The sequence below is a fragment of the Rhizobium subbaraonis genome (genome assembly GCF_900220975.1).
Lineage (GTDB): Bacteria > Pseudomonadota > Alphaproteobacteria > Rhizobiales > Rhizobiaceae > Mycoplana > Mycoplana subbaraonis.
This window is the reverse complement of the sequence record NZ_OBQD01000004.1, coordinates 353959-373598: the sequence shown is the minus strand read 5'-3', so window position 1 is coordinate 373598 and position 19640 is coordinate 353959. Positions and strand designations below refer to the sequence as shown.

General features: G+C 63.8%; 20 protein-coding genes. 9 read left to right on the top strand and 11 right to left on the bottom strand.

Annotated features, from left to right (window positions below; genetic code table 11):
- Positions 1-71: 71 nt before the first annotated feature.
- Positions 72-1253, bottom strand: a complete 1182-nt coding sequence (locus tag CRO48_RS08200) for an acetyl-CoA C-acetyltransferase (protein ID WP_097138002.1) — start codon at positions 1251-1253, stop codon at positions 72-74.
- Positions 1254-1577: 324 nt separating this feature from the next.
- Between CRO48_RS08200 and phaR the strand changes: the two genes are divergently transcribed.
- Positions 1578-2156 carry a polyhydroxyalkanoate synthesis repressor PhaR gene (gene phaR, locus CRO48_RS08195; protein WP_097138000.1) on the top strand — a complete coding sequence of 193 codons (579 nt, stop codon included), beginning with the start codon at positions 1578-1580 and terminating at the stop codon, positions 2154-2156.
- Between the two features lie 126 nt (positions 2157-2282).
- On the opposite strand, the gene CRO48_RS08190 is transcribed toward phaR, so the two are convergent.
- The 3 genes from CRO48_RS08190 to CRO48_RS08180 form a co-directional block, all read right to left on the bottom strand.
- Complete coding sequence (locus tag CRO48_RS08190) at positions 2283-2786, bottom strand: invasion associated locus B family protein (RefSeq protein ID WP_097137998.1); 504 nt, start codon at positions 2784-2786, stop codon at positions 2283-2285.
- A 339-nt stretch (positions 2787-3125) separates the two neighbouring features.
- Positions 3126-3509 (bottom strand): YkvA family protein, encoded by a 384-nt coding sequence (locus tag CRO48_RS08185; RefSeq protein WP_097137996.1) that lies wholly within the window; start codon positions 3507-3509, stop codon positions 3126-3128.
- Positions 3510-3612: 103 nt separating this feature from the next.
- Positions 3613-3912, bottom strand: a complete 300-nt coding sequence (locus CRO48_RS08180) for a 4a-hydroxytetrahydrobiopterin dehydratase (RefSeq protein ID WP_097137994.1) — start codon at positions 3910-3912, stop codon at positions 3613-3615.
- Positions 3913-3982: 70 nt separating this feature from the next.
- On the opposite strand from CRO48_RS08180, the gene CRO48_RS08175 reads away from it, so the two are divergent.
- Positions 3983-4462: a low molecular weight protein-tyrosine-phosphatase gene (locus CRO48_RS08175; protein WP_097137991.1), complete on the top strand. Its 480-nt coding sequence runs from the start codon at positions 3983-3985 to the stop codon at positions 4460-4462.
- Here the strand turns inward: CRO48_RS08175 and thpR are convergent.
- Positions 4408-4989 carry an RNA 2',3'-cyclic phosphodiesterase gene (gene thpR, locus CRO48_RS08170; protein WP_097137989.1) on the bottom strand — a complete coding sequence of 194 codons (582 nt, stop codon included), beginning with the start codon at positions 4987-4989 and terminating at the stop codon, positions 4408-4410. The genes CRO48_RS08175 and thpR overlap by 55 nt on opposite strands.
- Before the next feature lie 87 nt (positions 4990-5076).
- On the bottom strand, positions 5077-5721 hold the full coding sequence (locus CRO48_RS08165; RefSeq protein WP_097137987.1) for an arylesterase: 645 nt from the start codon (positions 5719-5721) through the stop codon (positions 5077-5079).
- A gap of 132 nt (positions 5722-5853) precedes the next feature.
- Here CRO48_RS08165 and CRO48_RS08160 point away from each other — a divergent pair, with 132 nt between their 5' ends.
- The 5 genes from CRO48_RS08160 (at position 5854) to CRO48_RS08140 (ending at position 12389) form a co-directional block, all read left to right on the top strand.
- Entirely contained in the window at positions 5854-6570 is a 717-nt protein-coding gene (locus CRO48_RS08160; RefSeq protein WP_097137985.1) for an ABC transporter ATP-binding protein, read from the top strand.
- Positions 6567-9125 (top strand): ABC transporter permease, encoded by a 2559-nt coding sequence (locus tag CRO48_RS08155; RefSeq protein ID WP_097137983.1) that lies wholly within the window; start codon positions 6567-6569, stop codon positions 9123-9125. The genes CRO48_RS08160 and CRO48_RS08155 overlap by 4 nt, the downstream gene beginning before the upstream one ends.
- A gap of 248 nt (positions 9126-9373) precedes the next feature.
- Positions 9374-10120, top strand: a complete 747-nt coding sequence (locus tag CRO48_RS08150; protein ID WP_097137981.1) for a Bax inhibitor-1/YccA family protein — start codon at positions 9374-9376, stop codon at positions 10118-10120.
- A 191-nt stretch (positions 10121-10311) separates the two neighbouring features.
- Entirely contained in the window at positions 10312-11130 is an 819-nt protein-coding gene (locus CRO48_RS08145) for a DeoR/GlpR family DNA-binding transcription regulator (protein ID WP_097137979.1), read from the top strand.
- A 65-nt stretch (positions 11131-11195) separates the two neighbouring features.
- A complete protein-coding gene (locus CRO48_RS08140) occupies positions 11196-12389 on the top strand; it encodes an MFS transporter (protein WP_097138085.1) in 1194 nt (397 codons plus the stop codon).
- A gap of 27 nt (positions 12390-12416) precedes the next feature.
- Here CRO48_RS08140 and CRO48_RS08135 read toward each other — a convergent pair whose 3' ends face one another.
- From CRO48_RS08135 to CRO48_RS08125, 3 genes are read right to left on the bottom strand one after another with little or no spacing between them, the layout of a single operon-like run.
- Complete coding sequence (locus CRO48_RS08135; protein WP_210201983.1) at positions 12417-12986, bottom strand: hypothetical protein; 570 nt, start codon at positions 12984-12986, stop codon at positions 12417-12419.
- Positions 12983-15259 carry a xanthine dehydrogenase family protein molybdopterin-binding subunit gene (locus CRO48_RS08130; RefSeq protein WP_097137977.1) on the bottom strand — a complete coding sequence of 759 codons (2277 nt, stop codon included), beginning with the start codon at positions 15257-15259 and terminating at the stop codon, positions 12983-12985. The genes CRO48_RS08135 and CRO48_RS08130 overlap by 4 nt, the downstream gene beginning before the upstream one ends.
- Before the next feature lie 2 nt (positions 15260-15261).
- Positions 15262-15720: a (2Fe-2S)-binding protein gene (locus tag CRO48_RS08125; RefSeq protein WP_097137975.1), complete on the bottom strand. Its 459-nt coding sequence runs from the start codon at positions 15718-15720 to the stop codon at positions 15262-15264.
- 125 nt (positions 15721-15845) lie between these two features.
- Here CRO48_RS08125 and CRO48_RS08120 point away from each other — a divergent pair, with 125 nt between their 5' ends.
- On the top strand, positions 15846-16433 hold the full coding sequence (locus CRO48_RS08120; protein WP_176526687.1) for a TetR/AcrR family transcriptional regulator: 588 nt from the start codon (positions 15846-15848) through the stop codon (positions 16431-16433).
- A 143-nt stretch (positions 16434-16576) separates the two neighbouring features.
- A complete protein-coding gene (gene ispG, locus CRO48_RS08115; protein ID WP_097137971.1) occupies positions 16577-17830 on the top strand; it encodes a flavodoxin-dependent (E)-4-hydroxy-3-methylbut-2-enyl-diphosphate synthase in 1254 nt (417 codons plus the stop codon).
- On the opposite strand, the gene CRO48_RS08110 is transcribed toward ispG, so the two are convergent.
- Together CRO48_RS08110 and hisC are read right to left on the bottom strand one after the other, a co-directional pair.
- Entirely contained in the window at positions 17831-18472 is a 642-nt protein-coding gene (locus CRO48_RS08110) for a LysE family translocator (protein ID WP_097137969.1), read from the bottom strand.
- A 108-nt stretch (positions 18473-18580) separates the two neighbouring features.
- On the bottom strand, positions 18581-19636 hold the full coding sequence (hisC, locus tag CRO48_RS08105) for a histidinol-phosphate transaminase (RefSeq protein ID WP_097137967.1): 1056 nt from the start codon (positions 19634-19636) through the stop codon (positions 18581-18583).
- Positions 19637-19640 lie beyond the last annotated feature (4 nt).

Here is a 19640-nt window from a genome sequence, read left to right as displayed (position 1 = left end):
CCGGGCGCGGTGCAGTAAAGCATCGCGCCCGGATGCGGCGGATGGTTCGTGAGAATGACGTTAGCCTAGACTTACATCCGTTCCACGCACATGGCGACGCCCATGCCGCCGCCGATGCAGAGGGTCGCCAGGCCCTTGGAGACGCCGCGACGCTTCATTTCGAACAAAAGCGTGTTGAGCACGCGTGCTCCCGAAGCACCGATCGGGTGACCGATGGCGATCGCGCCACCGTTGACGTTGACGATCGCCGGATCCCAGCCGAGATCCTTGTTGACTGCACAGGCCTGGGCCGCGAACGCTTCGTTGGCTTCGACGAGGTCAAGATCCGAGATTTTCCAGCCTGCCTTCTCCAGTGCCTTGCGAGACGCCGGAATCGGGCCCGTGCCCATGATCTGCGGATCAACGCCGGCAGTGGCCCAAGAAACGATGCGGGCCAGCGGCTGGATGCCGCGGCGCGCAGCCTCGGCCTCGCTCATGAGCAATGCCGCGGCGGCACCATCATTGATGCCGGAGGCGTTTGCTGCGGTGACCGTGCCTTCCTTGTCGAAGGCGGGCCGCAGCTTGGCCATCGCATCGATCGTCGCGCCGTGGCGAATGAACTCGTCGCTGTCGACGATCACGTCGCCCTTGCGCGTCTTGACCGTGAAGGGAACGATCTCGTCCTTGAAGCGGCCTTCCTTCTGGGCGGCTTCCGCCTTGTTTTGCGAAGCGACGGCAAAGATGTCCTGTTCCTCGCGCGAAAGCTGCCATTTCTTGGCGACGTTCTCGGCGGTGATGCCCATGTGGTACCCGTAGAAGGCGTCGGTCAGGCCATCCTTGATCATCGTGTCGATCATCTTGAAATCGCCCATCTTCACGCCGGCGCGCAGGTGGGAGCAGTGGGGCGCCATCGACATGGATTCCATGCCGCCCGCAACGATGATGTCGGCGTCGCCGGTCGCGATCTGCTGCATGCCGAGTGCGACTGCCCGAAGGCCCGATCCGCAGAGCTGGTTCATGCCCCAGGCCGTCTTCTCCTGCGGCAGGCCGGCCTTCATTGCGGCCTGGCGGGCCGGATTCTGCCCTTCGCCTGCCGGCAGCACCTGGCCGAGGATGACCTCGTCCACTTCGGCGGCCGAAACCCCGGCGCGTTCCAGGACGGCGGAGATCGCCGCCGCTCCGAGTTCATGGGCGGGCGTATTGGCGAAGGCGCCGTTGAAGGCGCCGACCGCGGTACGGGCCGCGCTTGCAATGACGATAGACGGGTTGGCCATGGGTGTCTCTCCTCAAGATCTGGGTCGCATTCCACCCGCGGCTTGTATTCGCCGCATAGGCTTGGGCATGCCCTTCCGATTGCCCGCCCGGCCGATCGGCCATCTGTTTCGGCAATCGCCTCAAGGCAAAACTGGCAAAGCTTTGGAGGAGAGTCAAACGGCTTGTCCCGCCATTCGACGCTATTGCGGCCGATGCTGCGCGCGTGCTGCGCATATTGCGCAGCATTTTTTCACCGCAACGCACAAAGGGTTTGTTATGCCGCACTTTTTTGAGGATACTCGAAACGCACAGAGCGATTGGAACACGGGGATGAGGAGACCCAGATGGCCAAGAACGACAGTCCGATTACAATCAAGAAATATGCGAACCGGCGCCTCTACAATACCGGAACGAGCACCTACGTCACGCTCGACGATCTCGCGGTGATGGTGAAGAAGGGGGAGAACTTCATCGTCCAGGACGCGAAGTCGGGGGAGGACATCACCCATTCGGTTCTCACACAGATCATTTTCGAGCAGGAATCGAAGACGGGCAACACGCTCCTGCCGATCTCCTTTTTGCGCCAGCTGATCAGCTTCTACGGAGACCAGATGCAAATGGTCGTGCCGAGCTATCTGGAGCACTCGATGCAGGCGTTCACCGAGCAGCAGTCGCAGATGCGCGAGCAGATCAACAAGGCCTTTGGCGACACGCCGATCGGCAAGAACCTGCAGATGCCAATGCAGCTCGTCGAGGAACAGGTTCGCCGCAACACCGAGATGTTCCACAAGGCGATGCAGATGTTCTCGCCCTTCATGAACGCGCCGCAGCCGAAGGAAACGAAGAAGGCAGAGGCAAAGGATATCGACGAACTGAAGGAGCAGCTTCGCGCGCTGCAATCGAAGCTCGACAATCTGGGCTGAACGACGGACCGGCGAGCGCGGAATCCACTGCAGGCCGGCGCCGGGTGATCCGCCCCCGATATCTCAGAAAAACAAAAGGGCCGGTCTCGGAACGACCAGCCCTTTGTCCTGTCCGTTGAAGAGCGCTTACTTGCAGCCTTCGATCTGCTTCAGCGCCGCTGAAATGCCCGACAGCGAATAGGAATAGGAGGTGCCCGTGCCACGGCGGGAGGTCGCCTTGACCGACATGTCCTTGCCCGACTTCATTGCCGCGACCAGTGCTGGTTCTTCGGCAGCGTTTTCGACCCAGGCAGAATTGCCCTTGGTGAACATGACGAAGGTGCGGCCGTCGATGACGACGTTGACCTTCGAGTTGTCCTGCAGCGGATAACCCATCATCGCCTGCGGCTCGTAGGAGATGTTCTGGCCCGGGCGCTGCGACACGAGGAAGAAGATATCGCCGTGGTCGACGCCGGCCGGGGCCTTTTCCTTCGGCACGGACAGGACGTAGCAGACCTTGCCGTTGCTGGACTGGTAGGAGTAGGCGCCCCATGCATTGAATTGCTGTATGCGCGTCGGTGACTGCGCCAGAGCAACGCCGGCGGTTGCTGCGACGAAGGTGAGTGCGGTTGCGATCTTTCTTACAAACATGATTCCCTGCCGATTGTCTTGCTATCGTCGCCCGGACGCGGACGTGGCCTTCGCATGGCCACGATTTGATTTAATTTGACTTAATTCTGGTTACCAAAACGTCAACGGATGCTTATTTCGTTGACCCCGCGGTTACTATGAACGCCTCGACAATGCAAATTGCCTCTGCATCCACAGCCCGGGCCGCCCAGTCGCCGGTGAAAAAGCCCATCCCATCGCGTGATGGTGTTCACAAAGATTCGGGCAAGAGTTTGACAGCCGTCGCCAACGGCAGGAATCGCAGTCCCCCGGAGCATGCACCCCTTTGGTAAGCGAGGAACACAGACGTGACTGCCTGCTTCAGACGGCGTCCTGCAGGCCATCCATCATCGCCCGGTCGGCAGAGTCGTAGTGGTCCTGGCGGACATGTCCGCGAATGGCGGCAAACGCCGCCGTCAAAACCGCAATATCGTCGGAAAAGCCGACAACGGCGAGAAAATCCGGGATTCCATCGATCGGCAGGACGAAATACGCCAGCGCGGCCAGCAGGATGCCGCGCACGCGCGCCGGCGTACGCGGGTCGAGGGCGCAGAAGTAGGCGGCCACGAGATCGCGGCTGAACGGGATCTGCCGGATGGCACGCTTCAGCACGGGCCAGAAGCGCTTGCGGACACGCTGGCGCTGGCCTTCCTGCTCCTCGTCGTCGCCAGGCAACAGAATTTCTCCGATCTTCACTTCGTCCATTCCGACACTCCGCCACACTGACTGCACGCGTCCATGAGCACCATGCATGATGATATGGGAATGACGCTTCCGTGTGGCAAGCATCTCCCCCGGACCAAGCCTCTCAATGGATGCGGGCCGCCTTCTCCATCGCTTCAGCCAACCGGAAATCAAGCGCGGTCACACCGCCGGCGGAGTGGGTCGTCAGGCGCACATCGACGCGATTGTAGACGTTGAACCACTCGGGATGATGATCGAGCCGCTCGGCGGCCTTTGCCACCTCCGTCATGAAGGCGAATGCGGCGCCGAAATTCTTGAACTTGAAAGACTTAGCGATGGCCAGCCCATCGTCTTCGAGCTTCCAGCCGTCGAGAACGGCAAGACTGGACGTGACGGCTTCGGTGCTGAGCTTCTCGTGCTTCATCGACGACATCCTCCGTTGCAGGGCTCTCTCTTAGCAGATAATTTGCCCGCCTTCATCTTCGGAGGCTCGATTGGCCCAGCGTTCTATCCTCTTCGTCTGCCTCGGCAACATCTGCCGCTCTCCGCTGGCAGAGGGAATTCTGCGCCACCTGGTCGAAAAGGTGGGACGCCATCACGATTTCGTCATCGATTCCGCCGGAACGGGTGCATGGCATATCGGCGATCCGCCGGACAGGCGTGCCATTTCGGTCGCCGCCGGCCATGGCGTCGACATCTCGAAGCTGAAGGCTCGAAAGGTTGCGAAAGACGATTTCGACCGCTTCGACCTTATCCTCGCGCTGGACAGCAGCAACCTGAAGACGCTACGCGAGCTGGCGCCTGAGGGCAGCCGCGCCACCATCGCGCTTTTCTGCAGCCATGCGCTGGGTGCGGCAGATGACGTGCCGGACCCCTATTTCGGCGGGCATGCCGATTTCGAGGCGGTCTATCGTCTGCTTTACCGCGGATGCGCGACCATGGTCGAGGGACCGAGCGACGAGCCGCTCTCGTAGAGCGGGAAGACTTCCTCCGTCACATAGGGACCGCCGCCGACCGATTCCTTCGAGGACATCAGCACGAAGCGGTTCACCATGAAAGGCGACGAGAAGAAGTTGCCGCGTCCGGAAAGATAGCCGACCACATCGTCGAGACGAGCGTTCCGCAAACGGGCAAGAGTGACATGCGGAGTGAATTTCCGCGGATCGGCGGGAAGGCCGAGCCTCTGGCAGATCCGCTCTATCTCCGCCTGCAGCGCATACATTTCCGGAGCAGGTGTCACGCCGGCATAGATGGAGTGCGGCTTCTTCGAGCCGAAGGATCCGACGCCCGACAGCGATAGCTGGAACTCGGGCCTTTCGATGCGATCGAGCCGGTCGACCACCTCATCGGCAGTACGCCCGTCGATGTCGCCGATGAACCGCAATGTGATGTGGAAGTTCTCGACATCGATCCAGCGGGCTCCCGGAAGGCCCCCACGGAGCAACGAGAGGCTCATGGCGGCGTTACGCGGCACTTCGAGGGCAACAAAAAGTCTCGGCATGGCGAGCTCCCCGAATCTGTGATCGTATGCTCAGGGAATCACGCATTACCCCTCTGCGCAACTCCAATTTCGCACCCGCGAAAACCCCTAGCCGCTTACCCCCAGGCTTTTTAGAAACTGCTCAATCGTCGGCAGCATCTTCTCGACCATCACGGAAACGCCCTTTTCGTTCGGGTGCATGCCATCCTCGAGCTGCAAATGGGGCTGGGTCACCACCCCGTCGAGAAAGAACGGATAGAGCGGGACTTGGTGCTTTTCGGCGATGCGCTCGTAGATGCCGTTGAAACGTTCGGCATACTCCGCTCCCATGTTCGGCGGAGCGAGCATGCCGACGAGCAGGACGGCAATGCCACGTTTCTTGAGATCGGAAACCATCTTATCGAGGTTTTGTTCCGTCTTTTCAGGGGCAATGCCGCGCAGTGCATCATTGGCGCCCAGTTCCAGGATCACTGCCTTCGTCCCGTCCGGCACCGACCACTCGATCCGCGCGAGTCCGCCCGATGTCGTGTCACCCGATACGCCGGCATTGGCGATGACGACGTCCAGCCCCTTCTCCTTCAGCACCCGTTCCAGCTGCACCGGAAAGGCCGCCTCCGCCGGAAGCTCATACCCTGCCATCAGGCTGTCACCGAAGCCGACGATCTGGGCCGGCTCGGCGGCAGCCGGGCGGACCAGCGCCAGCATTGCAAGCGCGATGGCGATGAAAATTCCGTGAGTGGCTTTAAACGGCATTTCGCAGATCCTAAGTTGCTGGCGCAGCTCCGCAGTCCGGAACCGCCTGGGTAAGGTGCGTGAATTCGGCGTCCGCGGGCCGGGCAGTTCCCGGCCGATCCCGCATTGCATCAAGATATAGGATAGATTTTCGTGGGCGAAACCATCATCGATCTCAAAAAGGCCGACCTCACGCTGGGGCAGGACGCCGCTTCGGTGCACGTGCTGAAGCAGATCGACCTTTCGATCGCAGCAGGCGAATCGGTCGGCATCGTCGGCCCCTCGGGATCGGGCAAGTCGACGCTGCTGATGGTTCTGGCCGGGCTGGAGCGCCTCGATGCCGGCGAGATCACGATCGGCGGGGCCGCCCTGCACACGATGAGCGAGGACCAGGTCGCCGATTTCCGCGGCCGCAATATCGGCATCGTCTTTCAGTCCTTCCATCTCATTCCCAATATGACCGCGCTTGAAAACGTAGCCGTCCCGCTCGAACTCGCCAATGTGCGCGATGCCTTCGACATTGCCCGCAAGGAGCTCGAGGCCGTGGGCCTGGGCCAGCGCCTGTCACACTATCCCGGCCAGCTTTCGGGTGGCGAGCAGCAGCGCGTCGCGATCGCACGCGCCCTTGCGCCACAACCGAGGCTGCTGATCGCCGACGAGCCGACCGGCAACCTCGACGGAGACACCGGCCGCCAGATCTCCGACCTGCTCTTTGCCGAACAGGCGCGACGCGGCATGACGCTCGTGCTCGTCACCCACGATCCGGCCCTCGCCGCCCGCTGCGGCCGACAGGTCCGCATGCGGTCCGGGCAGATCGTCGATGCCGTGGAAACATCGGACGCTCCCGCAGGCAAACGGGTGACGGCATGAGCGGGGCATCCTCCCGCGCAGTCTGGCTGCCGCTGGCCTTTCGCCTGGCCCTGCGCGAGATGCGCGGCGGGCTTCGCGGCTTCTACATTTTTCTCGCCTGCATCGCTCTGGGGACGGCGGCGATTGCAGGCGTGAACTCGGTGTCGAGCGCGATCAGCGGATCGATCGAGACGCAGGGGCAGTCGCTTCTTGCAGGTGATCTCCGCTTCCAGCTGCGAAACCGGGTCGCAACGGCCGAGGAGCGCGCCTATTTCGACGGGCTCGGCGAGGTTGCGGTGTCGGCCGGACTGCGCTCGATGGCGCGCCTGCCGGATGGATCCGATCAGGCGTTGGTGGAGCTCAAGGCCGTCGACGGGGCCTATCCTCTCTACGGAACGCTCGAAACCACGCCCGCCGCCCGCACCGCCGATCTGCTTGCCAGGGATGGCGAGAGGTTCGGCGCCCTCGCAGCCCCCCTGCTGCTGGAGCGCCTCGGAATCCGCGTGGGCGACGACCTGCTACTCGGCAATGCGCGCGTCAGGATCACGGCCACGATCGACAGCGAACCCGACGCCCTCTCCGACGGCTTCGGCCTTGCGCCACGCCTGATGGTGTCCGGCGAAGCGCTTGCCGCAAGCGGCCTCGTGCAGACGGGCAGCCTCGTGGAGAACCAGTACAAGATCCGCCTCGACCAGCCGAATGCGAAAAAGCTCTCCGACATCCGCAAGGCCGCGGAAAAGGCGTTTCCGTCTGCCGGCTGGTCCATCCGCGCCAGCAACAACGCGACGCCGTCGCTGACCAACAACATCACGCGCTTTTCCCAGTTCCTGACGCTGGTCGGCCTCACGGCGCTGATCGTCGGCGGGGTCGGCGTCGCCAATGCGGTGCGCGCCTATCTCGAGACCAAACGCGGCGTGATCGCGACCTTCAAGTGCCTTGGCGCTCCAGCGCGCCTGATTTCGGCGATCTATCTTATCCAGATCGTTCTGATCGCCGTGATCGGCATCGCCGTTGGCCTCGTGCTCGGTGCGATCATTCCGCTCGTCGCAACGCGTTTCCTTGAGGGTGTCCTCCCGATACCCTCGCAGATCACGCTTTACCCCGGCGCGCTGGCGCTGGCGGCGGCTTTCGGCATCATCACGGCCCTTGCCTTTGCCGTCATGCCGCTCGGCCACGCACGCGAAGTGCCCGCAACCGCGCTGTTCCGCGAGCAGGGCTTCGAGCGCACCCGCCTGCCGGCGTGGCCCTATATCGCCGGCGCCGGGCTGTTCCTGGCGGCTCTGGCCGGGCTCGCCGTCTGGACGGCCTACGACCGCTACATCGCCTTCGTGTTTTTGGGCGCGATTGCATTTGCCTTCGTGGTGCTGCGGTTCGTCGCCTATCTGGTGACCGTGCTTGCACGGCGCGCGCCGCGGGTCAATTCGCCGGCACTCAGGCTCGCGATCGGCAACATCCACCGGCCCGGCGCGCTGACGCCCTCCGTGGTGCTGTCTCTTGGACTTGGCCTCGCGCTGCTCGTCACCCTGACGTTAATCGACGGCAATCTGCGCCGCGAGCTGACCGGCAGCCTGCCCGAACGCGCGCCGAACTTCTTCTTCATCGACATCCAGCGAAACGACCTCGACGGCTTCCGCAAGGTGCTGTCGGACAACATGCCCGGCGGCAAGATCGTCGAGGTGCCCATGCTGCGCGGCAGGATCACCGCCTTCAACGGCGAAGACGTCTCGCGGCGCAACGTGCCCGCATCCGGCCGCTGGGTCCTGCAGGGCGACCGTGGCGTCACCTATGCGAAGAACCTGCCGGAGAACTCCACTCTGGCTTCTGGGGAGTGGTGGCCGGCAGACTATTCCGGAGAACCTCTCGTCTCCTTCTCCGCGGAGGAAGGCGGCGAACTTGGGCTGAAGGTCGGCGACACCGTCACCGTCAATGTGCTGGGCCGCAACATCACCGCCCGCATCGCGAACTTCCGCAATGTCGAATGGGAATCGCTGTCGATCAACTTCGTCATGGTCTTCTCGCCCAACACATTCGCGGGCGCACCGCATGCCTGGCTGGCGACGATGATCGACCCGAGGGCCACCGCAGAGCAGGAGGCCAATACGCTGCGGGCGATTACAAACGCCTATCCGACGATCACCAGCGTGCGGGTGAAGGATGCGCTCGACATCGTCAACGAGCTGATGGGCCAGCTCGCCACGGCGATACGCGCCGCCGCCGCCGTGGCGCTGGTCGCCTCGGTGCTTGTCCTTGCCGGCGCGCTCGCGGCCGGAAACCGGGCGCGGACGCATGATGCGGTGGTGCTGAAGACGCTCGGCGCCACGCGCACGACGCTGATCCGCGCCTTCAGTTACGAATACATGATGCTGGGCCTCGCCACCGCCGTCTTCGCGCTCTTCTCCGGCGGCATCGCTGCCTGGTTCGTCGTGAGCCGGATCATGACGCTGCCGTCGAGCTTCCTGCCCGACGTTGCCGTCATGACGGTGGTGATCGCGCTGGTGATGACGGTCGGCATCGGCCTGGCGGGCACCTGGCGCGTTCTCGGACAGAAGGCGGCACCCGTATTGCGCGAACTCTAGCGTTGGAAATCGCCCGGTTTCAGGCCGTCACCTCGCATGAATTTGATCGGTAGCGGCCTATTGCCACTTGTAGTCGGCCGTGTTCATCCTCATATTGTCGACAGGCATGCTGGAGCCCCGCAGCGGCGCCTGGGTGTGCGGGCTGAGTCTGGTCCTGGACCGATCAGTCCGAAAGATACCGCGATCCTGAGTGGATAAGGCGGGATACCCGACACCGTAGCAACTAACGGGGCTTTTGAGAGGAAAAAATGGCTGATTTTCGCAATTACCAGACGCGAATGACGAACGCCGGCGCACAGGCCGGTGCGGTCGTCGACGAGGGGCTTCGCGCCTATATGCTGAAGGTTTACAACCTGATGGCATTGGGGCTTGCGATCACCGGCGTCGTCGCGTTCTTCGCATCGCAGGCTGCCTTCTCGGGCGGCCAGCTGACCGCGTTCGGTCAGGCGATCTACGTCAGCCCGCTGAAGTGGGTCGTAATGCTCGCTCCGCTGGCGCTGGTGTTCTTCCTGAGCTTCCGCATCCATACGATGAGCGTTGCCGCCGCACAGATGACCTTCTGGGTCTATGCCGGCCTGATGGGCCTGTCGCTGTCGTCGATCTTCATGATCTACACCAGTGCCAGCATCGCGCAGACCTTCTTCGTAACGGCTGCGGCCTTCGGCGCCCTGTCGCTGTACGGCTACACGACGAAACGCGATCTCTCCGCCATGGGCTCGTTCATGGTGATGGGTCTGTTCGGCCTGATCATCGCCTCGCTCGTCAATATCTTCCTGCAGTCTTCGGCTCTCGATTTCGCGATCTCCGCGATCGGCGTTCTCGTCTTCGCCGGCCTGACGGCCTGGGATACGCAGAAGATCAAGGAAATGTACTACGAAGCAGACGAGGTAGCGGTTGCCGGTCGCAAGGCGATCATGGGCGCCCTGACGCTCTACCTCGACTTCATCAACCTGTTCCTGTTCATGCTGCGCTTCCTCGGAAACCGCAACGAGTAAGCAGGCTTCGGTTCGATCGAACAGCACTGTGAGGCATTGGACCCCGCCGGTTCCGGCGGGGTTTTTCGTTGCGGCACGGGCACGGAGGATCGCGCTTTCCGGAACACAGCCCATGCAGCAGGCAAATCTCTTCTTGATCCGTATACACGATTGTGCATATTTGCGCATATTGATGCACGATTGGAGGGGCGATGTCAGTTCTGGATTTGCTGCTCGGGGAGCGCCAGACCCTTATTGAGAAACGGCTTGCCCTGCACGGTCGCGTTATCGCCGCAGACCTTGCCGCCGAACTTGGCGTCTCGGAAGACACGATCCGCCGCGACCTGCGCGAGATGGCCGCAGCCGGTCTTTGCCGCCGGGTCTATGGCGGCGCACTGCCGCCGGCCGCGGAAACCCCATTCAGCGAACGCGCAGGCAGCGACGCCGAGCGCAAGGATGCGCTGGCGCGCGCCGTCGTGCCGTTCGTGGCCGCAGGCTCCGCCATCTTCCTCGATTCCGGCAGCACCAACCTCGCGATCGCCCGGGCGCTTCCGGCAGACCGGCAACTGACCGTCGCGACGAATGCGCCGGCGATCGCGGCGGCGCTGATCGAAAACACAGGGATTGACGTCATTCAGATCGGCGGACCGATCGACAGGAAGACCGGCGCGGCGGCCGGTGCCAAGGCCCTGCTCGATGCCGAGGCGCTGCGCCCGGACCTCTGCATTCTCGGGGCCTGCGGCCTGCATCCCGACGCGGGCGTCACGGCCTTCAGTTTCGAAGAGGCCGAATTCAAGCGGTTCGTGGCGCTTCGCAGCCGGACGGTCCTGACTGCCGTCACCAACGACAAGCTGGCCATGGCCGCCCCCTACTCCGTCGTCGCGCTCTCCCGCCTTGACCATGCCGTGTTCGAAGCGGACGCGGACGGGCGGGAGGCCGATGAATTTGCCGCGGCCGGTTTACGGATCACGCAAGCTGGTCCCCCGGCCGCACGCCCCGTCAGGCGTACGAGAAACAACGCCGCTTCATAGCTTTCACGCCGGAACGATACCGTATGCGGCGCATCAAGACGGCGCCTGGGAAACTGGAAATCACGATGAGCATTCAAGACAACGCCGCGACCTCGACCGCACCCCGTTCGACCTATTTTCCCGCCGCACGGATCGCCGTCTCGGCGCTGTTCCTGCTGAACGGCACCTACATGGGCGCCTGGTCGACGAAGATACCCGAATTCGCCAGCCGCCTTTCGCTCAGCGAAACCCAGCTCGGCCTGATGATCGTCGGCTTCGGCATCGGCTCCCTCATTCTCATGCCGCTTGCCGGAATTCTGATCGCCCATCTGGGCGCGTCGCGCTCGCTGAAGGCGGCGACGCTTGTGTTCCTGCCAACCCTCATTCTCCTGTCGGTCGCCCCAAACATCTGGACCGGGGCGGGCGCCCTCTTCCTATTCGGCGGGCTGACCGGCGCGATGGATATCGCGATGAATGCGAACGCCGTCGAGGTGGAAAAATCGATGCGGCGCGCGATCATGTCCTCGTGTCACGCCTTCTGGAGCCTCGGTGCGTTTTTCGGGGCCACCACCGGCGGCTTCCTGATCGAGACGATCGGCACCTTCGGTCACGCCCTCCTGCTGACGGTGATCGCCCTTGCCGCCCTCGCCGCCGTCTGGACCTCGATCCTGCCGGACAAGCCCCATGCCGCCGAAGGCCGTCAGAAGGCGCGCCTGCCCTTGACGCCATTGCCCTGGCTGATCGGCCTGATGGCGCTTTTCAGCATGGTCCCGGAAGGCTCCATCCTCGACTGGGGCGCGCTCTACATGCGCGACGAACTCGGCGCATCGCTGGCGCTCTCCGGCTTCGCCTTCGGCGCATTCTCGGCCACCATGGCGATCATGCGCTTTGCCGGCGATCACGTGCGCGACCGGTTCGGTGCGGTGACGACGCTGCGCGTCTCCACGTTACTTGCGATCGTCGGAATGGTGATCGCGGGCTTCGCACCGAACGCCTATGTTGCAATGGCGGGTTTCGCCGTCTGCGGCATCGGGATTTCCAACATGGTCCCGATCGCCTTCTCCGCGGCCGGTAACCTGCCGGGCTTCGCCCAGGGCGTGGCGTTGTCGGTGGCGACCGTGATGGGCTACTCCGGTTCGCTCTTCGCCCCTTCCACCATCGGCTTCATCGCCGAGCATACGAGCTTCGCCTGGGTATTCTCAACCCTGCCCGTCCTGCTCCTGGTTGTGCTGTTTCTTTCCCGCCATGCCGTCCACGCCGACGTCCGGCAGAAGGACTGACCCCGGGCGGTTGCCGGCTTCGCGCGATCACTCCGCCGGGCAGGGTGCTCCGGCGGCGGCCCACTGCTGCAGTAGCAGGTAGGTCTCCTGTGCCGATCCCGGCGCAGGCTCGCGTCCGTTGCCGGGCGCCCAGCCCCAGGCGACGAGCCCGTCGTCGCGCACATGGGTTGCGATTTCTTCCAGGGTGCGGTTGCCGTTGCGCGCGGGATCCTTCACCTGCTCGCAGATCTCCTGCGAGGATTTCTGCCACCAGACCATCTCCTTCGGCGCCAGATGCCAACCATGCGCGCCCGGCGGTCCATGCAGCTGAGCGGCATTGTCCTGCTGATGACAGGTGACGCAGCGCATGCCGGCATTGCCGAAGCCATCAGGACCGCGCTGAACATTCATGCCGTGAACGCGGGTTGCGCCATAGTGAGCGCCGGACCAGCGCGGACGCTCGTCCTCGACATGGCAGTTGGCGCAGCGGGGGTGCGAAAAGACGCTGTAGATCTTCTGCCAGGCTTCGAGCCCTGCATCCTGTGCGCCGGCGGTGGCGGTGGGGAGACACAGGGTCGCGGCTGCAAGGCCTATAACGTAGACGTGCCTGCGTATCATACGAACTCCACTTCCTTCGACAGCGGCATCGAGCGGATGCGCTTTCCGGTCAGGGCATGGACGGCATTCGCAAGCGCCGCGATCGCCGGCGGCGTGCCGGGTTCGCCCGCTCCGCCCATGCGATGCGCCGTCTCAAGCAGACCGACTTCGATCTGCGGACACTGGAACATCCGCATCGGCCCGTAGTCATGAAAGTTCGACTGCTGGGCGGCGCCGTCGGCAAAGGTGATCTCCTCGCCGATCGCCGACGACAGGCCATAGACGATCCCGGACATCATCTGCGCCTCGAAGATCGCGGGATCCATGACCTGGCCGGGATCGGCGGCGCACCAGACCTTTTCGATCCTGATCCTGCCGCCGACGTCGGCGACCTGCACCACCTGGGCGACCCAGGTGCCGAAGGAAAGCGTGAAGGCAAAGCCCTTCGCCTTGCCCGCAGGCAGCGTCTCGCCCCAGCGGGACATCGCCGCGACCTTGTCGACGACGTTGATGGCGGTCGGATAGGCCGCCATCAGCTTGCGGCGCATGTCCAGCGGATCCAGCTTCCCGGCCACGGCGATCTCGTCGAGAAAACCTTCGTGGAAGAAGCCGTTGAAGGAGTTGCCGACCGAGCGCCAGAAGCCGACCGGGATCGCGACCGGCGCCTTGACGCCGCCCACGCGATAGTTGGCGATCGTATAGGGCTGGTTCGCCGAACCGTCGGTGATCGACTTGTCCGGCCCGATGGGCGAGAGGCTCGGAAAGTAGCGCGGCAGGATGCTGGCGATGATGGACGGCGCGGCGATGCGCATGTCGATGGCAACCGGAAGGCCGTCCTCACCCAGGCGGGCGCGGAAGCGACCGACGGCCGCCGGACGGTACATGTCCTGCTGCGTGTCCTCTTCCCGTGTCCACGTGACCTGAACCGGCCTGCCTTCCGTCTCCTTTGCCACCAGCGCCGCGTAGATTGCATAGTCGACGTCGCTGCGCCGGCCGAAGCCGCCGCCGAGATAGGTGGTGTGGACGAAACAGTTCTCCGTCTCGATCCCGACGGCCTTCGCGGCGAGCTGGCGGATCAGCGTCGGCATCTGGTTCGGTGCCCAGATGTCGAGCCGGCCGTCCTTCAGCTGCGCGGTAGCATTCATCGGCTCCATCGTCGCGTGCGCAAGATAGGGCACGCGGTACTCCGCTTCGACGATCCGCTCGCGCGGCGCATCGGCGAATGCCGTCTCGACATTGCCGTCGTCGCGCCCGTAGCTGGCGTCGCCGCTCCGGAGCGCCTGGTCGAACGCATCGAAAATGCCGGCATCATCAGGGGGGTAGGCGCCCTTGCCCCATTCGGCCTGAACCGCGTCCGCCGCCTGAAACGCCCGCCAGGTATTGTCCGCAATCACCGCGAAACCGTTGGCGATGCCGGTTTCCAGCCTGATCACCTTGACCACGCCGCGCATCTTTTCGGCCGCACCCGCATCGAGCCCCACAATCGGGCCGCCGCGGTAGGGGTTCATGCGCAACGTCGCAAACAGCATCTCCGGCAGGCGCACGTCGATGCCAAAGATCGGCGCCCCGGTCACCTTGGCGCGCATGTCGATCCGCTTCTGCGGCTTGCCGAGGATCTTCCAGTCTGCCTTGTCGCGCAACCGGATCTCAGATGGCGGCGCAAGGGCTGCCGCCTCGGCAGCCACCTCGCCGTAGGTGAGGATCTTGCCGGACGCAGGATCGGTGATCACGCCGTCGGACGTCCAGAGCGTGCCGGGCTCCACGCCGAGCCGCTTCGCCGCCGCAAGCTTCAATACCTCACGCGCTGCCGCACCCGCCTGCCGCATCCTGTAATAGCCGTCGACGATCGAGGTGGACCCGCCCGTTCCTTGCAGGCCCAGGAACTTGCCGGCAACCGCCATCCCCGACCGCATCAGCTCGGCGATGGTCGATTCGTCGAAGTGCGGGAACGGCACCCCCTCCTCCAGCATCGTCGTGTTCGCATAGGCGTGGCCCGCCGGCCCATGCTCGACGGTCACCTGGTCCAGGCGGACGTCCAGCTCCTCGGCGACGAGGGCGGCCAGTGTCGTGGAAACCCCCTGCCCCATCTCGGCGCGCGGGGCGACAAGGGTGATGGAATTGTCGGGCGCGATCTTGACGTAGGGATTGAAGGTCACCTCGCCGTCCGTCAGCTCGCCCTCGAGCGGATTCGGATAGGGACGGCGATAATAGTAATAGCCGACGGCCAGTCCACCGGCGACGAGACCGGTTCCGATCAGGAAGGTGCGCCGCGCGATCTTTCCGAGCGTTCCCATGGTCACGCTCCCGCATTGGCGCTGGCCGCGCGCTTGATGGCTGCGCGAATGCGCGGATAGGTGCCGCAACGACAGAGATTGCCGGACATGGCGTTATCGATCTCCTCGTCGCTCGGATTTGGAATCGCCTCGAGCAGCGCCACGGCGGTCATGATCTGGCCCGCCTGACAGTATCCGCACTGGGCGACCTGTTCGTCGATCCATGCCTGCTGGACAGGATGCATCCGGCCATCGGGCATCAGCCCCTCGATGGTCGTCACCGCGCCGGACACCTCGCCGACCGTTACCGAACAGGAGCGTACCGGCTCACCGTCCAGAAAGACCGTGCACGCCCCGCATTGGGCGATGCCGCAACCGAATTTGGGGCCGAGGATGGAAAGCTTGTCACGCAAGACCCAGAGCAGCGGCATTTCGGGCTCGACCTCGATATCGTGGTCCCTGCCATTGACGTTCAGCTTCATCGTCGCATCCTCGCAAGCTTTGCAGACAGTATACCGGCTTTTCCGCGTGTCTTTGTATGTGATAGGTTTTTGCCGGAATTCGATACCCTTTGACAAAATAACAGAAAATGTCAGAACGTCAAAACATGGAAGCGAAGAACGAAGATCCGCGCCGCGACGTCATCCTGCAGGCCGCCTTCAAGGTCTTCGTCACCTACGGCTTCCGTCGCACCAGCATGAGCGACATTGCCAACGCCGCTGGGCTTTCCCGCCCCGGCCTGTACCAGCACTTCGACAGCAAGGCCGACATATTCCGCGCCTATGTGGCCCTGATGAAGCAGACGACGCTGAAGGCGATCGAAACCGCCTTCGCCGGCGAGGGCGCGTTCAAGGACAAGCTCGCCACCGCCCTCGACGGCGCCTTTCTTTCCCCCCACCGCCTGATCAGCGATTCTCCCCACGGGGATGAACTGCTGGGCGTCAACAAGGAGATCGCATCCGATCTCTTTGCCGACTGGATGCAGGGAGCGGAGGCGGCGTTCTCAACAGCCTTCGCCGCGGAGGCACAAGCAGGGCGAATCGATTTCACGGCGAGCAGCCTTGATCCGGAAAGCCTCGCACGCCTGATCATCGACACCATGGAGGGGATCAAGATGCGTATGGTCTCGCTCGGTGACGCAGAACGGGCGATCACGGATCTCGGCCGGCTCGTGGCGGCAGCCGTCGAGCGGTAGGGATCGCCCGCCATCAACTCGCCGTCAATGCCGGCGCGGCAGTTGACAAGCCACATTTCCTGCTCCACCTGAATGGTGACAATCCCGGATTCCGTTGCCGTCGTCCGCTGACGGGCGAGCAGCAAGGCCACGACGAGGCAGCCATGTCCTTCTCCTTCGATTTCGAGCCAAAACCGCGCCGCCAGTCCGTCGGCGTCGACGTCGGTGGCGTCATGGTCGGCGGCGGGGCACCTGTTGTCGTCCAATCGATGACCAACACCGATACGGCCGACGTGGACGCCACGGTGGCACAGGTCGCAGCTCTTTACCGCGCGGGCTCGGAGATCGTCCGCATCACCGTCGATCGAGACGAGAGCGCAGCCGCCGTGCCGAAGATCCGCGAGCGTCTCTTGCGACTGGGCATGGACGTGCCGCTCGTCGGCGACTTCCACTATATCGGCCACAAGCTGCTCGCCGATCACCCCGCCTGCGCCGAGGCGCTGGCCAAGTATCGCATCAACCCCGGCAATGTCGGCTTCAAGGACAAGAAGGACAAGCAGTTCGGCGCGATCGTGGAGACCGCGATCCGCTACGACAAGCCGGTGCGCATCGGCGTCAACTGGGGTTCGCTGGACCAGGAACTGCTGACCCGGATGATGGACGACAACCAGGCCAAGGGCTTTCCGCTCACCGCCCAGCAGGTCATGCGCGAGGCGATCTGCGCGTCTGCGCTTCTCTCCGCCGAGCTTGCCGAGGAGATCGGCCTGCCGCGCCACCGCATCATCCTGTCGGCCAAGGTCAGCAACGTCCAGGACCTGATCGCCGTTTACGCCATGCTTTCGGCCCGTTCCGACCATGCGCTGCATCTCGGCCTGACCGAGGCCGGCATGGGCACCAAGGGCATCGTCGCCTCGTCGGCCTCGCTCGGCATCCTGATGCAGCAGGGGATCGGCGACACGATCCGCATCTCGCTGACCCCCGAGCCGGGCGGCGACCGCACCCGCGAGGTGCAGGTGGCGCAGGAACTGCTGCAGGTGATGGGTTTTCGCCAGTTTGTGCCGGTCGTTGCCGCATGTCCCGGTTGCGGCCGCACGACTTCGACGGTGTTCCAGGAGCTCGCCCAGAAGATCCAGGACGACATCCGCAAGAACATGCCGGTCTGGCGCGAGAAATATCCGGGCGTGGAAGCGCTGAAGGTCGCCGTGATGGGTTGCATCGTCAACGGCCCGGGCGAGAGCAAGCACGCCGACATCGGCATCTCGCTGCCCGGTACCGGCGAACTGCCGGCCGCACCCGTCTACATCGACGGCAAGAAGGCGATGACGCTGCGCGGCACCAATATCGCCGGCGATTTCGAAGCGCTCGTCACCGACTATATCGAGCAGCGCTTCGGCAAGGGCCAGGCGGCGGCGGAATAGTCAGATCCGCGCCGTCAGAAGCTTGAACCCGGCAAAGGCGAAGAACGCCGCCATCGCGCCCTCGATCACCCGGCGCGAGCGCAGGTAGGCACGGTGCACCGGCGCCAGCGAGAACACCAGCGCAAACCCGATGAAGGTCACAAGCCCGATCATCATGCAGCCGCCGATGAAGACGGCCATGGTCCAAGACGGCGCGCCGGCCGGCATGCCGAGCGAGGTCAGCATGATCCAGCTGAAAATCGCCTTCGGATTGGTCAGGTGGATGCCGAGCCCCTTCAGATATTGCTTGCGCAATGAAAGTGTAGCCAGGACCTGCCGTGCATTATAGGCCGCGCCGTCGCGCATCGCCGATCGCATGGCATTCCAGGCAAGCCAGAGCAGATAGAGCCCGCCCGCGATCTTCAGCACGATGATCGCATGCCCGTAGGCCCGCACGAGCGCGGACAGTCCCGATGCAGTCAGCATCGCCCAGAAGTAGGAACCGGTCAGCACGCCGAATGCCAGCGCCAAACCCGCCTTACCACCCTGGCCGACCGATGTCGCGATGATCGCAAGGATCGCCGGGCCGGGGGAAGCCGTGGCGATCAGATAGGCCGTCCAGCCGACAGCAAGCTGCGGCAAAAAGGGCAGGATCTCTTGCACCGTTTGAACCTCCGCAATCCTCGTTCGGCATAATTCACCGCCGACGCTCAGCGCAACATCGGCGACGAGGCGGCGACTGCACGGTCACATCAGGCTGCCGGCCCGCCCTTAGACGATCTCGTCGAGAGCGGCCACCAGCCTGTCGCATTCCTCAGGCGTGCCGATCGTGATACGCAGGAAATCGGAGATGCGCGGCTTGGCGAAGTGCCGCACCAGGACGGCGCGCTCGCGCAACCCTTTCGCGATGTCCGCACCGCCATGATCGGGATGTCTGGCGAAGACGAAGTTCGCCTGCGAGGGCAGCACTTCGAAGCCGCGCTGACGCAGCGCGCCGGTGACGCGCTCACGCTGCTCGATCACCTTGCCCCGCGTGTCGTCGAACCAGGCGACATCCTCGATCGCCGCTGCAGCACCCGCCTGCGCCACGCGATCCAGGGGATAGGAGTTGAAACTGTCCTTCACCCGTTCCAACGCCTCGATCAGCGGCCGCTGGCCGATGGCGTAGCCGACCCGCAGGCCGGCGAGCGAGCGGGACTTCGACAGCGTGTGGACGACCAGCAGGTTGTCGTACTTGCGCGTCAACGGGATCGCGCTCTCGCCGCCGAAGTCGATATAGGCCTCGTCGATCACGACGGGCTGATCGGGATGCACCGCCACCAGCGCCTCGATCGCGGCGATTGGCAGGCCGATCCCCGTCGGCGCATTCGGGTTGGGCAGGATGATCGCGCCGCAGGGCCGGTCATAGTCGGCCAGGTCGATCGTAAAATCGTCCTTGAGCGGCACCTCGACGGCTTCGATGCCGAACAGGCCGCAATAGGTCGGATAGAAGCTGTAGGTGATGTCGGGATAGAGCAGCGGCTTGTCGTGCTTGAGGAGCGCCGCAAAGGCGTGCGCCAGCACCTCGTCGGACCCGTTACCGACGAAGACCTCATCCGGCTCCACCGCATAGGTCCGCGCGATTGCCTGCCGCAGGGCGAGCGCGGTCGGGTCGGGATAAAGCCGCAGGCTGTCCGACACGGCCTCCTGCATCGCCGCGATCGCCTTCGGCGACGGACCGTAGGGGTTCTCGTTGGTGTTCAGCTTGACGAGATCGGCGATGCGCGGTTGCTCGCCGGCCACGTAGGGTTTCAGCGTAGCGACGATCGGCGACCAGAATTTGCTCATGCTG

What these genes read in the sequence shown, in the direction of transcription:
- CRO48_RS08130 (WP_097137977.1), bottom strand. Translation starts at nt 15,259, where the DNA reads ATGGGAACGCTCGGAAAGATCGCGCGGCGCACCTTCCTGATCGGAACC.
- thpR (WP_097137989.1), bottom strand. Translation starts at nt 4,989, where the DNA reads ATGCCGAGACTTTTTGTTGCCCTCGAAGTGCCGCGTAACGCCGCCATG.
- CRO48_RS08165 (WP_097137987.1), bottom strand. Translation starts at nt 5,721, where the DNA reads ATGCCGTTTAAAGCCACTCACGGAATTTTCATCGCCATCGCGCTTGCA.
- phaR (WP_097138000.1), top strand. Translation starts at nt 1,578, where the DNA reads ATGGCCAAGAACGACAGTCCGATTACAATCAAGAAATATGCGAACCGG.
- CRO48_RS08180 (WP_097137994.1), bottom strand. Translation starts at nt 3,912, where the DNA reads ATGAAGCACGAGAAGCTCAGCACCGAAGCCGTCACGTCCAGTCTTGCC.
- CRO48_RS08140 (WP_097138085.1), top strand. Translation starts at nt 11,196, where the DNA reads ATGAGCATTCAAGACAACGCCGCGACCTCGACCGCACCCCGTTCGACC.
- CRO48_RS08190 (WP_097137998.1), bottom strand. Translation starts at nt 2,786, where the DNA reads ATGTTTGTAAGAAAGATCGCAACCGCACTCACCTTCGTCGCAGCAACC.
- CRO48_RS08200 (WP_097138002.1), bottom strand. Translation starts at nt 1,253, where the DNA reads ATGGCCAACCCGTCTATCGTCATTGCAAGCGCGGCCCGTACCGCGGTC.
- CRO48_RS08145 (WP_097137979.1), top strand. Translation starts at nt 10,312, where the DNA reads ATGTCAGTTCTGGATTTGCTGCTCGGGGAGCGCCAGACCCTTATTGAG.
- CRO48_RS08120 (WP_176526687.1), top strand. Translation starts at nt 15,846, where the DNA reads ATGGAAGCGAAGAACGAAGATCCGCGCCGCGACGTCATCCTGCAGGCC.
- CRO48_RS08135 (WP_210201983.1), bottom strand. Translation starts at nt 12,986, where the DNA reads ATGATACGCAGGCACGTCTACGTTATAGGCCTTGCAGCCGCGACCCTG.
- ispG (WP_097137971.1), top strand. Translation starts at nt 16,577, where the DNA reads ATGTCCTTCTCCTTCGATTTCGAGCCAAAACCGCGCCGCCAGTCCGTC.
- CRO48_RS08155 (WP_097137983.1), top strand. Translation starts at nt 6,567, where the DNA reads ATGAGCGGGGCATCCTCCCGCGCAGTCTGGCTGCCGCTGGCCTTTCGC.
- hisC (WP_097137967.1), bottom strand. Translation starts at nt 19,636, where the DNA reads ATGAGCAAATTCTGGTCGCCGATCGTCGCTACGCTGAAACCCTACGTG.
- CRO48_RS08150 (WP_097137981.1), top strand. Translation starts at nt 9,374, where the DNA reads ATGGCTGATTTTCGCAATTACCAGACGCGAATGACGAACGCCGGCGCA.
- CRO48_RS08125 (WP_097137975.1), bottom strand. Translation starts at nt 15,720, where the DNA reads ATGAAGCTGAACGTCAATGGCAGGGACCACGATATCGAGGTCGAGCCC.
- CRO48_RS08185 (WP_097137996.1), bottom strand. Translation starts at nt 3,509, where the DNA reads ATGGACGAAGTGAAGATCGGAGAAATTCTGTTGCCTGGCGACGACGAG.